Here is a 12,530-nt window from a genome sequence, read left to right on the forward strand (position 1 = left end):
TTCAAGGAGGCGAGTCAAAGGAAGGGGGGCGGCCGAGGGACTTTCCTGCACCATGATGCGGCCGTCGGCTTCGTTCGAAAACCAAAGCCGATCGCCGCAAAAGGCATAAGCTCCGCCACCGTACTCGTGCACCTTGGAGCGCACGCTCAAGGGATCGGGGGTGAAGGCCTCGATCTCGCCCTTTTCGTCTTGACGCATGAAAACGCTGCGCCCGCCCTCTTCCGGACGGATTTCAAGCCAAGCGATCCGCCCGTCGTCGATGGCCGGGGAATAGAGTCTGATGCTGCCGGCGGCAATGGCCTCGGCGGTGATCGGGGAGGGCCAGGCTCCGAAAGGACAGGTCTTCATCCGAAAAGGGTCTCTGGTAAAAAGATCGATGATGGGGCCGATGATCGAGTCGATGGTCGGCTCGCTGAAAAGCATCGCCAGGACAAGCACCGCCAAGGGATGGAGAATTTACGATAACCCGGGCTCGAATGCCGAACATGCAGGACGAGGAGAGGGGCGCTCATCGTCGGTTCGTCGATGAGCAGACATTCAAAGAGGTCGAAATGAGAATCCAAGTCAACGACAAGATGCAACGAGGCTATGTTTATATGACGAGCGCCCCGGCGGGACGCGATTTCGATCCCGATTTCGCCCCGCAGCTGACCCCGAAGCAGATGCTGCGCTTGGGGGTTTTCGGCGGCTGCTATCTTTGCGATTGCCGAGACGAGTTCCCGGCCTCATGGTTCGAAGGGGCGAAACTCTCGCCCGGGCGCCCCGATCCTTCGCTGAATTTTTTCAAGGTGAGGGCCTCGCAACCGTTATCGATCTGGCGGCGCAAGGGATGGATCCACCCCGACGACCCCCGGGGATGGTTCCAATGGTACTGCCGCTATTATCGAGGGCGGCGTTCCGTCGACGACGATCGCCAGATCCGACGCTGGCAAGCCTTTCGCCGTCATGTCTCGCAGATCCGAAATCACTGTATGAAGGGGGATTTTTCCTGCAGGCCGAGGCAGCGCCAGGCTTTGTTGCACTGGGCTTACGACTCTCGGTTGATTTGAATCCTCATCTATCTTCGATCTCGGCGTCGGCGCAACGATCGTACCTGCATATTGGATGATCGGTTGGATGATCGGTTGGATGATCGGTTGGATGTTCGAATCGCCGACCGCCCGCATCGATGATTCGATCGACGATTGAGACGAGGGGGATTTTTTCGAGAGCCGATATCGTCGATATTCGATGCGAAGCGCCAAGCGAATGCCGTCAGGCGAGGCTCGAAGAGAAGGTCGAAGATGGGGGGTCGGGCGTGCGGGATCGAACTTTCGCGAATTCGTAAGTTTTTTCTCGGATCGCTTCGGATCGATCGCCCGTTGACGGATCGCTCTTCGAACACGCAAGCCGCATCGGAGGGCATGCGAATACAAGGACCATATCGATACCTTCTAGCCTTGCCCGCCTCCCCCGTTCTTGTTGTGGATAGCATCGAGCAGATTGGCCACATCATCTTTCGTGGCCATGGTAGCGGTCATGTTGGCAATCATTTTGTTCAGGTCATCCTTGGCAACCATGGTAGCGGTCATGTCGGCAACCATTTTGTTCAGATCCTCTTTCGTGGCCATCTTTTCCTCGATCCTCGAGACTTTGTTCTCGATCCTCGAGAGCGCGCCATCGATATTCAACAACTTCCTCTCCAGCGATTGCAGTATACGCATGCATCTGATCTCCCTTTCGGATGACTTTTTTCAAAACGTCGGATCGCCGTCCGCCATCATCCCGGCCCTGCGCCCGAAGGGGGCGCAAGGCCGTGCGCAAAAGCCATCGATACCTTTCAGCCCGGCCCGCCTTGCCCGTTCCTGTTGTTGATAGCATCGAGCAGCTTGGCCAGATCATCTTTCGTGGCCATGTTGGCAACCATTTTATTCAGGTCATCCTTGGCGACCATTTTGCTCAGATCTTCCTTGGTGGCCATGGTAGCGGTCATGTTGGCAACCATTTTATTCAGGTCATCTTTGGCAACCATGGTAGCGGTCATGTCGGCAACCATTTTGTTCAGATCCTCTTTCGTGGCCATCTTTTCCTCGATGCCCGAGACTCTGTTCTCGATATTCAACATCCTCATCTCGATGGATTGCAGTCTGTCCATACCTTGGACCTCCTTTTGGATGCGTTCTTCCAAGCGCCTTGTCGCCCACCAAGTCACCCCGGCCCCGGTGCCCAAAAGGACTACGAGGTTGACGTACATGCCAAGCGCTTCCTTCAATATATCCAATTTCTTTCTCCTTGTGTCCCGTCGTTCGATCGAGAGGGTCTTCGCCATCGCCCGCCTCTTCTTGCCAAGCCGCTCGGCCTCGATCTTCCGAGAGATTGACTGCCGCTCGACACCGAGGCGGGTGGCGACGATATCGCCATCCGCTTCGACGCCGGAATCTCGAAACCCGATCCTTCGGTGATAACCGGCGCTACCCTCTTTGACCACTCGAAGGCTTTTTTATTCACTCGCTGTTGCGAAAATCGAGCGCCCGCCGAATCGGATCGACTCCGACGATCGATTCGCCGAAGAAGTGCGCCGAGAACCTCAAGGCTCGCATCGTTGACAATCGCCAGTGATTCGAGGGTTATCGGATACCCCGCAGATCCGTCCCTCGATGCGCTCGACGGCAATGGGCCGCTCGAATCCTCGGGTGATTCACCCGGCACTCGAAAGCACCGCAGGTCCCCCCGGAGGATCATCTCAAGCCGGGCGGTGAAAGGGCATGCCGATATGGGGGATGGAGATAGGGCGACCCGATCTGTCGCAAGAGAGGTGTCGCTAGGGAAGAAAAGAAAATCCGTCAAAGATTGCGATGCAGTCTTTCGATCGCCGCCTCCAATGTTTCGAGGGAGCGACAAAAAGCGAAGCGAAGATAGCGTCCGCCCTCGCTTTTGGCTTCGGGGGTATCGGGTGAATAGAAATTATCCCCGGGCACCGTCGCCACCCCGACCTCCTTGATCAGGTGCATCGCGGCATCGAAGGAATCGAATCCGGAAAGCGCCGTCACCTTGCGATAATCGGCGAAGAGGTAGTAGGCGCCCTCGGGCGGGGTGAGCGCGAAACCGACCGAGCGCAGCCCGGCCACCAAGCGATCCCGCTTGATGCGGTATTTCGGGGCGATTCCCGCAAAGAACTGCGCATCCCGGCGCAGCAGATCGACCGCCCCTTTTTGCAGCGGGGTCGGGGCTTGAACCACCAGATTGTCGTGCACCGCCCGCAAAGCCCGGGTATGTTCGGGCGGCGTGATCACCCAGCCGATCCGCCACCCCGTCGATTTTCCGGTTTTCGAGATCGAATTGATCGTGATGGTTCGATCCGCCATCCCCTCGAAGGCGCAAAGATAATGATGGCGATGGCCGTCATAGATGATGTGTTCGTAGATTTCGTCGGTAATCGCAAAGCAATCATATTCATTGCACAGCTCGGCGATGAAGGCCAGTTCCTCCTCGCTCAATACCTTGCCGGTCGGGTTATGCGGGGTGTTGACGATGATCGCCCGCACCGCCGGATCGCTCATCGCCCGGCGCAGCTCATCCCGATCCAGATCCCAACTCCCTCGGTCTCGATCCTCGCGCAGGGTGATGAATTTCGGGACCAAGCCGAAGATCCCCGCCTGCGACGGATAGATCTCGTGAAAGGGCTGCATCACCACCACCGCATCCCCCGGCGAGAAAAAAGCCCGATAGGTCGCCGCCATCCCCTCGCTCGCCCCGAGAACCACCGTGATCTGGTCTTCCGGATCGGGACGATGGCCATAAAAGGCTTCGGTGTAATCGGCGATGGCGACGCGCAGTTCTCGAATCCCGAAAGGAAACGAGTATTGACTGAATTGATCGTAAGGATTGCGCAGCCGCGAGAGCAGATCCTTCAAAGGCATCTTCGAGGCATTGCCGCCGGCCCCTTCGGAGAGCGAGATCAGATCCCCCAAGGTCATCGACTCCAAGCGATCGATCCCCTCTTGCGTGCCTCCCAACAAAGCCGCGATCGCGCCCCAAGTCATTTCATAGTCGGGAGCCTCGTCGGTGAATCCTTGCGATAGATTGATGGCCCGATGCTCGACGGCGAGTCGGGTCATCAGGCGAATGACGGTCTCGGATAGCTTCATTGCGATTCCTCACCATGATTTTTTGCCGCCATCGACGAAAATGCGAAGGGATCTCGGGTGGCGAGATGGCGCGCTCGGCATGATTTTCCTTTGTCGATGCTTTGCCGACAAGATGAACGAAATCTGCACGAAATCCGAGCCGAGCGCACCGGACACCGACAAGAGCCGATTCCCCGATCGAATTCGTCGACGTCGAAGCCCTTTTCAGGCGTATTCGAAAAAGCCACGGCCGCTCTTTCGCCCCAAACGACCGGCATCCACCATCTTTCGCAGCAAAGGGCAGGCGCGGTATTTGGAGTCGGAGAACTCCCGATAAAGGACATCCAATACATAGAGACAGACATCGAGCCCCACGAGATCGGCCAGGGCCAAAGGTCCGATCGGGTGATTGGCACCGAGCCTCATCGCCTTGTCGATCTCCTCGGCCTCGGCAAGCCCTTCGGCAAGCACGAAGACCGCCTCGTTGATCAGCGGCACCAACATCCGGTTGACCACGAATCCGGGACTATCCTTGACGCTGACCACACTCTTTCCGAGCCGCTCGGAGAAGGCCGACACGGCGTCGAAGGTGGCATCCGACGTCTGCAAGGCCCGGATCAGCTCGACCAGTTCCATCACCGGAACCGGATTGAAAAAATGCATCCCGATCACCCGCTCGGGGAGGGTGCAGACCCCTGCGATCCGAGTCAGGGAGATCGAGGAGGTATTCGAGGCGATGATCGCCTCCTTGGAGCACACCCCCTCTAAGGCCCGGAAGAGATCGAGTTTCAGATCGGGATTCTCGGTCGCAGCCTCGATGCAAAGATCGACCTCGGCCAGATCCTCCAGCGAGGGCGCCAAACGAAGGCGAGACATCGCCGCTGCCTGATCCTCGGCGCTGATCCGCCCTTTTTCCACCGCCCTGGCCAGCTGCTTTTCGATGGCGGCCGCGGCTTTTTCGAGGGCCTTGGCATCGACATCGTTGAGCGCCACATCGAAGCCCCGCTGGATGCATACTTGGGCGATCCCTCGCCCCATCGTGCCCGCCCCGACAATCCCGATCGTTCGAAAATTCATCGATCACTCCTTTGCTTCGACAATGAACGCCATTGAAAGCCCGCCCTCGCATCGATCCGCCGCTTTTCGGCGACATCGAATCCGTAAAGGCGAGAAAATCACGACCCCCGGCATCGATCGACATCGAAAAAGACGCTCTCGCATACCGAAGGATTCGGGAATGATAGTGCGCCGACGCCGACGAGTCTTCCAAATATCATCCGATGAGCGATCGCTTGGGCCTAAAAAAGCCCCTTTCGCCGATATCTGCCGAAGGGCACGGTGCCGATTGCCGCCGAGATGGGGACCTCCGGCGGCGATCACTGGCCTTTCGAAATCCGATCGAAACCATCCGATCTCATAAACCGCAACGCCTATCCGAGGGCGGCGAAAAGGTGCAAAATAGTCCCTCGCCATGTAATATCGCCCGCTATCGGCCTTGAACGAGCCGGCGATCTCCGGCGATCTCCGGCGTCATTCGATTTTCCGTCATTCGATTTTCGACCGATGCCTCGCCATCTCCGCCCCGATCTCGGCTTTGTCTTGGCCGAGCAGCAAAGATTGACCGATCAGATATGCACCCCAAGCCCGCAAGCGGTATCGGTCGCATCGGCCTTCGCGCTTTGTATGCGATCTGCGCCGGACTCTTTCTCATCGACTTCATCTACCACCGTCACGACGTTCACCCTCTTTCGCAGTGGTCGGGCTTTTATGTTTTCTACGGCATCGGCGCTTGCATCGTGCTGGTATTCACCGCCAATATCATGCGCAAAGCGCTGATGCGCAAAGAGGACTATTACGAGGTCGATACCCCCGAGGAAGATGCATCGAAGATCGATCGTTCCAAAGGCGATGAAACGCGATGACGAGCCACGCCTTGCCTCCTTTTCTCCCCTTTTTCATCTTCGCCGCACTGATGCCTATGCTGCCCGTCGGGCGCATTCGCACGATCGTGCTGATCGCCCTGCCGATCGTCGGGATCGCCAATCTCCTCCAACTCGAGGAGGGCTTGCTGTGGCAAACCGACATCATCGGTCTTGATCTCGCACCGGTACGGGTGGATCGGCTGAGCATGCTCTTCGGCTGGCTATTTCATATCGGGGCGGCCCTTGCGATCATTTTCTCCTTGCATTTGCGCACCCGCTTGGAGCCCGCCGTCGGGCTTCTCTATGCCGGCTCCGCCATGGGTGCGATCTTCGCCGGCGATCTGATCACCTTGTTCATTTTCTGGGAGCTGATGGCTTTGAGCTCCGCCGGCCTCATTTTCTGCGGGGGCACGAAGCGGGCCACCGCCGCCGGAATGCGCTATCTGATGTTCAAGATCCTCTCGGGGGTGCTGCTGCTCAGCGGGGGGGCGCTTCATTGGATCGAATACGGCGATCTCGTTTTCGGAAAGATCGGCCTCGACGACTTGGCCGGAGGGTTGATCTTCTTCGCCTTCGGTATCAAATGCGCCTTCCCCTTGCTGCATAACTGGCTCACCGACGCCTATCCCGAGTCATCCCCCACCGGCACCGTTTTCTTGGGGGCGTTCACCACCAATGTCGCGGTCTACGCCTTGGCCAGAGGATTCCCGGGGACGGAGGCCCTCGTCTATATCGGCGCGGTGATGGCCTGTTTCCCGATCTTCTATGCCGTGATCGAAAACGATCTGCGCCGCGTGCTCGCCTACAGCATGATCAATCAGCTCGGCTTCATCGTCTGCGGTATCGGCATCGGGACGGCGGCGGCGATCAACGCCGCGGTGGCCCATGCCTTCAATGACGTAATCTTCAAGGGATTGCTGATGATGTCGATGGGCGCGGTGCTCTTCATGACCGGTCGCATCAAGGGGTCCGATCTCGGCGGGCTCCATAAAAGCATGCCGATCACCACCGGCTTGTGCATCGTCGGGGCGGCGGCGATCTCCGCCTTCCCCCTCCTCAACGGTTTCGTCAGCAAATCGATGGTGATGTCCGCCGCCATCGAGGAGGGCTATGACTTCGTATGGTTCGCGCTGCTCTTCGCCGCCGCCGGGGCTTTTCACTATGCCGGTATCAAAATACCCTTCTTCGCCTTTTTCTCGCGCGATTCGGGGATTCGCACCACCGAGCCCCCAATCAACATGCTGGTGGCGATGGCTCTGGCCGCCTTCGCATGCTTGCTGCTCGGCTTGCAGCCGCACATCCTCTATGGACTCCTACCCTACCCCACCGACTACAACGCCTACGATGTCTCGCACGTCATCGCCCAGCTCCAACTCCTGCTCTTCTCGGCCTTGGTTTTCGTCTGGCTGCAACGCACCGGGCTCTACCCGCCGTGCGTGCCCTCGGTCAACCTCGATATCGAATGGCTATGGAGAAGACTGGGAAAAGCAGGTCTTAGAAGACTTCGATCGAGCCCTAGCCCGGCTCTCTCGATGCTTCGAAGGATCGGCTCGCGCTCGCTCTGCGGGGGGATGGCCCTGATTCGACAGGTTTTCGGCGCAGGTGGAGGCTTGGCCACCGTCTGGGGCTCTCGCCGCACGGCGGTGGTACTGGTTGCGACCTTGGTCGCCGGGCTGTTGATGACCCTTCGATGAGCCGACGAAGCGCAAGCTTTGAAAAAAGACTCGTCAAGGGCATCCATCCCTCGCCGTGCGCTGTCCGCTCGATCGGTTCTTATGATGCTAACGATCACGCAAGCGATTTGCGATAAACCACTTTATCGACGCCGGCCTCGTAGAAGTCTCGAATTCGAGCCTCCTTTTCGAAACCGTTATCCGAGTAGAACTTGCGAACATAGTCGAAATCGTCAAGGCCTGCAGTCTCCACCGGTAAGATCCGCTGCCCTTTCTCGATCAACCGATTTGCGACATGATCGAGGATCGCCTTGCCACGCCCTTGACGTTGGTGCGCAGGATCGACTTCGATCCAGCGAAGATTCCACGTTCCATGCGTCATCTTTTCCAAAGCCACGTACGCAACGCCGACCGGAACGCCGGATTCGTCATCGGTCAACCAAACGTCGTTTTCTTCGGGCGAACGCAACATGCCCGCCAATATGTCGATTTGGTCGGACTCGAAAAGCCTTGATCCCGTCGCCAACGCGATCAAAGCCTCATGGTCTGCGTCGATGGTCGGGCGATGGTCGAAATTATCCCTCATCGAGCTCATATCGCCATTCGAGCCTTCATGCCGCACCGCCTTTTAGTCATCCCACTCGATCGATTCCCCGTTCGATCGACTTGACCGATCCATTTCGCCGAAGAGGATCGATTTGCGCTAAAATATCGCACCCATGGTCGGTAGGGGGCGGTCGAGTCTTGGCGAACGAGCGATGGATTGACCGCTTCTCGAAGGAAGAATGCCCTGCTCGAACCTTGGCTTCGAAGCCACCTTCTCCATTGTTCGTTCATGTTCACGGCCATGCTGTCTTTTTCGGGCCTGTTACTTGACCTATCTTAAAACCGATACCTCGATCTATCTTTCGAAAGATTCGCTCGCCCATCGACCTTGGGCGTATCCGCTTCCAAGCCTCTTCGACAACTCTTTTTTCCAATCGTGAACGATCGCTACAAAGAATCGCAAGAATCTGCGGATCATCGTCCTTCGGCGGATACGGGGCAAAAACAGTCTCCGATGGTGGTCTTTTCCGGCACCGCCAACCAACCCTTGGCCGAGAGAATTTTCGCCACCTTGCGCAAACGCAAGATCGACAGCCGCGACTTCCGCCGGATGGCCTCCTTCGGCAAAGCGATGGTCGGCCGCTTCAGCGACGGCGAGGCCATGGTCGAAATCATCGACTCCGTGCGCGGTACGGACGCTTTTATCGTCCAGCCGACCAGCTCCCCCGTCGACCAACACCTGATGGAACTCCTGGTGATGATCGATGCCCTCAAACGGGCCTCGGCGTGGCGGGTGACGGCGGTGGTCCCCTATCTCGGCTATGCCCGTCAGGATCGACGACCGCGCGCTTCCAGAGTCGCGATCTCGGCCAAGGTGGTGGCGAATATGATCTCGGGTGCCGGGGCGGATCGCGTACTGACGATGGACCTTCATGCGGATCAGATCCAAGGATTTTTCAATATTCCGGTCGATAATATCTACGCCTCTCCGGTGCTCGTCGGGGATATTTGGAAGCATGAATACCCCGACTTGATGGTGGTTTCACCGGATGTCGGCGGTGTCGGAAGGGCCCGCGCCGTTGCCAAGAGGCTCGATGACGCCGACCTTGCGATCATCGACAAGCGCCGCCCGCAGGCGAATCAGGCCGAGGTGATGAATATCATCGGCGATGTGCACGATCGCAGCTGCGTGATCGTCGACGATATCGCCGATACCGCGGGCACCTTGTGCAACGCCGCCGAGGCCTTGAAGAAAAACGGAGCCTTGCGGGTGGTCGCCTACTGCACCCATGCGGTGCTTTCGGGCAAGGCGGTTTCGAATATCGAACAATCCGCGCTCGACGAGCTGGTGGTCACCAATAGCATCCGCCTTGACGAACGCGCGAGCGCTTGCCCGAAAATTCGTCAGCTCTGCGTGGCGGATCTGCTGGCCGAGAGCATGCGCCGTATCAACGAAGAGGAATCCATCGGCACCTTATTCATGGACTGATCTCGGCGCGTCTTGCGATATTCCGCCAACGCGAACGGAGATCGGTTCGACCCTTGAAGGTCGGCTGACAGTCGCTTTCACAATATCTTTTTTCGGGAGTTGGAACGATGAACGAATTCGAAGTGCTGGCAACGACCCGGCCGGATAAAGGCACCGGCTCGAGCCGACGGCTACGGCGCGAGGGGCGAATCCCGGCAATCCTCTACGGGGGCGGCGATGATGCGTTGGCGATCGCGGTCGACGGGAACCGCATCCACCGACAACTGCAAAATGAAGCGTTCATCGCTCATGTCCTCACCATCAAAATCGAGGACAAGGAAAGCCAAGCGGTGCTCAAAGCGGTGCAACGAAATCCCGCCACGCATCGGATCACCCATCTCGACTTCCAGCGCATCAGCGCGCAAAGCGAGATTCATATCCATGTGCCCTTGCACTTTCTCAACGAAGAACAGTGCGCGGGCAAGAAGGCGGGAGGGGTCGTCACCCATCTGCTGGTCGAGGTCGAAATCGGCTGCCTACCGAAGGATCTCCCGGAATTCATCGAGATCGATCTCAGCAATCTCAATATCGGCGAATCCGTGCACCTTTCGGAACTGCCCTTGCCCGACGGGGTGCGCCTGATGACCCTTGCGCACAACCCCGACAACGATCAGCCGGTGGTCAGTGTGCAGCATCCGCAGAAGGTCGAAGAGGATCGAAGCGCCGCCGAGACCGAGGAAGGCCAAGAGGGGTAGTATCGGATCCCTTTTCGGCTGCGGCTTGTCATCGTGGGTGGGAATAAAGGCCGATCGCCGAGCCTTGATCCCAATCTCCGGCTCTTCTCCTTCTCGCAACCGCTTCGCCCCATCGGCCTTGTCCAACATTGTCCGCTCCATGCCAATTGCTGATCGGGCTCGGCAACCCCGGCGCTCGCTACGAAGACACCCGCCATAATGCGGGGGTTTGGTTGCTCGATCGGGTGGCCGAACGAAGCGGCGAGGGCGGCTTCAAAGACCTTCCCCGATGCTTCGGGGCGCAAGCCACCGCCGAGATCGACGGGCAAAGACTGCGTCTTTTTCGCCCGGATACCTTCATGAACGAAAGCGGGAGGGCGGTGGCGGCGGTGGCATCCTTCTACCGGATCCCGATCGAGGGGATATGCATCGCCCACGACGATCTCGATATCCCCGCCGGCGCCGTCCGCCTCAAACGAGGCGGGGGACATGGTGGGCATAATGGCCTGCGCGATATCGTCTCGCGCTTGGGCGGGAGCGATTTCATGCGCATCCGGATCGGGATCGGACGCCCTTCGGATGGCGGGCAAGCGGTGATTCGCTATGTTTTGGACCGCCCGTCGCTGCCCGAGCGCGAGCTGATCGACGAATCCATCGATCATCTGACCGAGTATTTGGCACCCATCGTCCAAGGCGATATCGAAAAGGCGATGTCCGTCCTTCACCGCCGAGATGGGCATCGATCCCCTTCGGGCGATAACGGTTGAATCGGCGGCTGGATTGGCGGTCGAGTCGGCAACTGAATTCCCCTCGATACAGGCGCAAGCGGCGCTCGGTCTCGATGCGGTGGGTGCGCCTCCTTGGCGAAAAGCGGGCGTGGATTTCGTATCCGAGATGGATGCGATTTTCTGGCCTCAGGACGATAACGAGCATCCGACCGGAATAAAAAAGCCATGGGAATCAGATGCGGAATCGTCGGCTTGCCGAATGTCGGTAAATCCACCCTCTACAACGCGCTGACCGAATCCGGGATCGCGGCCGAAAACTACCCTTTTTGCACCATCGAACCGAATGTCGGGGTGGTATCGGTACCCGATCCGCGCCTTGCCCGCCTCGCCGACATCGTCCGTCCGGCGAAAAGCGTTCCGGCAACGACGGAATTCGTCGACATCGCCGGGCTGGTCGCCGGAGCCTCGAAGGGCGAGGGGCTCGGGAATCGCTTTTTAGCCAATATCCGCGAGACCCAAGCCATCGCCCACGTGGTGCGTTGCTTCGAATCGGACGATATCACCCATGTCAACGCCAAGGTCTCGCCCTTGGACGATATCGAGATCGTCGAGACCGAGCTGCTGCTTGCGGACCTCGAGCAAATGGAACGGGCGCGGGATCGGGCAACCAAGGCGGGCAAAGCCGGGGATCGCAAAGCCAACGCCCGGGCGGCGCTGATGCAACGCGCGGTGGATCATCTGGGACAGGGACGAGGGCTGCGAGAATTCGAAAGCGATTCGGAGGAAGCGGCTTGGCTTGCCGAGCTCAACCCCCTGACCGCCAAGCCGACGCTCTATATCGCCAATGTGGCCGAGGACGGTTTCGCGGACAACCCCTTGGCGCTGGCCGTCGAGGGCAGGGCCAGCGATCAAAAAGCGCAGTGCGTGCGGGTTTGCGCCGGAATCGAAGCCGAACTCGCCACGATCGATCCCGCCGAGCGAGAGGAATATCTCGCCTCGATGGGGCTTTGCGAACCGGGCCTCGATCGGGTCATTCGAGCCGCCTTCTCCTTGTTGAATTTGCAGACCTTTTTCACCGCGGGACCGAAGGAAGTGCGCGCCTGGACCTTGAGAACGGGATCCACCGCGGCCGAAGCGGCGGGTACGATCCATAGCGATTTCGAACGCGGATTCATCCGCGCCGAGGTCGTCGCCTTCGATGATTTCGTTTCCTTGGGAGGCGAAAGCGCCGCCCGCAACGCCGGCAAATGGCGCTTGGAGGGCCGCGATTATCCCGTCGCCGAGGGAGACGTCATGCACTTTCGCTTCGCGGTATGAGCCGATGATGCTCTCGGTCGAGCAGGCACGCTCGCA

The 12,530-nt window shown here is 58.7% G+C and carries 12 protein-coding genes and 1 pseudogene; 7 read left to right on the plus strand and 6 right to left on the minus strand.

Annotated elements, in window-relative coordinates; translation table 11 throughout:
• Positions 1-444, minus strand: a pseudogene (locus tag BF99_RS21575) (hypothetical protein); the annotation flags it as partial.
• Positions 445-476: 32 nt separating this feature from the next.
• On the opposite strand from BF99_RS21575, the gene BF99_RS0119180 reads away from it, so the two are divergent.
• Positions 477-1,049, plus strand: a complete 573-nt coding sequence (locus BF99_RS0119180; RefSeq protein ID WP_197019231.1) for a hypothetical protein — start codon at positions 477-479, stop codon at positions 1,047-1,049.
• Positions 1,050-1,433: 384 nt separating this feature from the next.
• Here BF99_RS0119180 and BF99_RS0119190 read toward each other — a convergent pair whose 3' ends face one another.
• From BF99_RS0119190 to BF99_RS0119215, 4 genes are all read right to left on the minus strand, one after another.
• Positions 1,434-1,703, minus strand: a complete 270-nt coding sequence (locus BF99_RS0119190; RefSeq protein WP_025772500.1) for a hypothetical protein — start codon at positions 1,701-1,703, stop codon at positions 1,434-1,436.
• Positions 1,704-1,819: 116 nt separating this feature from the next.
• A complete protein-coding gene (locus tag BF99_RS0119195; RefSeq protein ID WP_156013494.1) occupies positions 1,820-2,260 on the minus strand; it encodes a hypothetical protein in 441 nt (146 codons plus the stop codon).
• Between the two features lie 562 nt (positions 2,261-2,822).
• Positions 2,823-4,127 carry a pyridoxal phosphate-dependent aminotransferase gene (locus BF99_RS0119205; protein ID WP_025772503.1) on the minus strand — a complete coding sequence of 435 codons (1,305 nt, stop codon included), beginning with the start codon at positions 4,125-4,127 and terminating at the stop codon, positions 2,823-2,825.
• Positions 4,128-4,331: 204 nt separating this feature from the next.
• Complete coding sequence (locus BF99_RS0119215; RefSeq protein ID WP_025772505.1) at positions 4,332-5,183, minus strand: 3-hydroxybutyryl-CoA dehydrogenase; 852 nt, start codon at positions 5,181-5,183, stop codon at positions 4,332-4,334.
• A 554-nt stretch (positions 5,184-5,737) separates the two neighbouring features.
• Here BF99_RS0119215 and BF99_RS0119235 point away from each other — a divergent pair.
• The gene (locus BF99_RS0119235; RefSeq protein WP_025772509.1) at positions 5,738-6,028 is read left to right on the plus strand and encodes a hypothetical protein; all 291 of its coding nucleotides are present in this window, start codon (positions 5,738-5,740) and stop codon (positions 6,026-6,028) included.
• Entirely contained in the window at positions 6,025-7,722 is a 1,698-nt protein-coding gene (locus BF99_RS0119240) for a Na(+)/H(+) antiporter subunit D (protein WP_025772510.1), read from the plus strand. Before BF99_RS0119235 ends, BF99_RS0119240 begins: the two co-directional genes overlap by 4 nt.
• Positions 7,723-7,816: 94 nt before the next feature.
• Here BF99_RS0119240 and BF99_RS0119245 read toward each other — a convergent pair whose 3' ends face one another.
• Positions 7,817-8,287, minus strand: coding sequence for a GNAT family N-acetyltransferase (locus BF99_RS0119245; protein WP_051482995.1), 471 nt, complete (start codon positions 8,285-8,287; stop codon positions 7,817-7,819).
• A 396-nt stretch (positions 8,288-8,683) separates the two neighbouring features.
• Here BF99_RS0119245 and BF99_RS0119255 point away from each other — a divergent pair, with 396 nt between their 5' ends.
• The 4 genes from BF99_RS0119255 (at position 8,684) to ychF (ending at position 12,494) form a co-directional block, all read left to right on the plus strand.
• The gene (locus BF99_RS0119255; protein WP_373604464.1) at positions 8,684-9,736 is read left to right on the plus strand and encodes a ribose-phosphate pyrophosphokinase; all 1,053 of its coding nucleotides are present in this window, start codon (positions 8,684-8,686) and stop codon (positions 9,734-9,736) included.
• Positions 9,737-9,843: 107 nt separating this feature from the next.
• Positions 9,844-10,470, plus strand: a complete 627-nt coding sequence (locus BF99_RS0119260) for a 50S ribosomal protein L25/general stress protein Ctc (protein ID WP_025772514.1) — start codon at positions 9,844-9,846, stop codon at positions 10,468-10,470.
• 128 nt (positions 10,471-10,598) lie between these two features.
• Complete coding sequence (gene pth, locus BF99_RS0119265) at positions 10,599-11,216, plus strand: aminoacyl-tRNA hydrolase (RefSeq protein ID WP_025772516.1); 618 nt, start codon at positions 10,599-10,601, stop codon at positions 11,214-11,216.
• 186 nt (positions 11,217-11,402) lie between these two features.
• A complete protein-coding gene (ychF, locus tag BF99_RS0119270; protein WP_025772518.1) occupies positions 11,403-12,494 on the plus strand; it encodes a redox-regulated ATPase YchF in 1,092 nt (363 codons plus the stop codon).
• The last annotated feature ends 36 nt before the right edge of the window (positions 12,495-12,530 follow it).

It is taken from the genome of Thioalkalivibrio sp. HK1 (assembly GCA_000583135.1).
Lineage (GTDB): Bacteria > Pseudomonadota > Gammaproteobacteria > HK1 > HK1 > HK1.

Bases quoted from the DNA above. Each gene is read 5' to 3' on its own strand.
- BF99_RS0119180 (WP_197019231.1), top strand. From the start codon at position 477: ATGCCGAACATGCAGGACGAGGAGAGGGGCGCTCATCGTCGGTTCGTC.
- BF99_RS0119190 (WP_025772500.1), bottom strand. From the start codon at position 1,703: ATGCGTATACTGCAATCGCTGGAGAGGAAGTTGTTGAATATCGATGGC.
- BF99_RS0119205 (WP_025772503.1), bottom strand. From the start codon at position 4,127: ATGAAGCTATCCGAGACCGTCATTCGCCTGATGACCCGACTCGCCGTC.
- BF99_RS0119215 (WP_025772505.1), bottom strand. From the start codon at position 5,183: ATGAATTTTCGAACGATCGGGATTGTCGGGGCGGGCACGATGGGGCGA.
- BF99_RS0119235 (WP_025772509.1), top strand. From the start codon at position 5,738: ATGCACCCCAAGCCCGCAAGCGGTATCGGTCGCATCGGCCTTCGCGCT.
- BF99_RS0119240 (WP_025772510.1), top strand. From the start codon at position 6,025: ATGACGAGCCACGCCTTGCCTCCTTTTCTCCCCTTTTTCATCTTCGCC.
- BF99_RS0119245 (WP_051482995.1), bottom strand. From the start codon at position 8,287: ATGAGGGATAATTTCGACCATCGCCCGACCATCGACGCAGACCATGAG.
- BF99_RS0119260 (WP_025772514.1), top strand. From the start codon at position 9,844: ATGAACGAATTCGAAGTGCTGGCAACGACCCGGCCGGATAAAGGCACC.
- ychF (WP_025772518.1), top strand. From the start codon at position 11,403: ATGGGAATCAGATGCGGAATCGTCGGCTTGCCGAATGTCGGTAAATCC.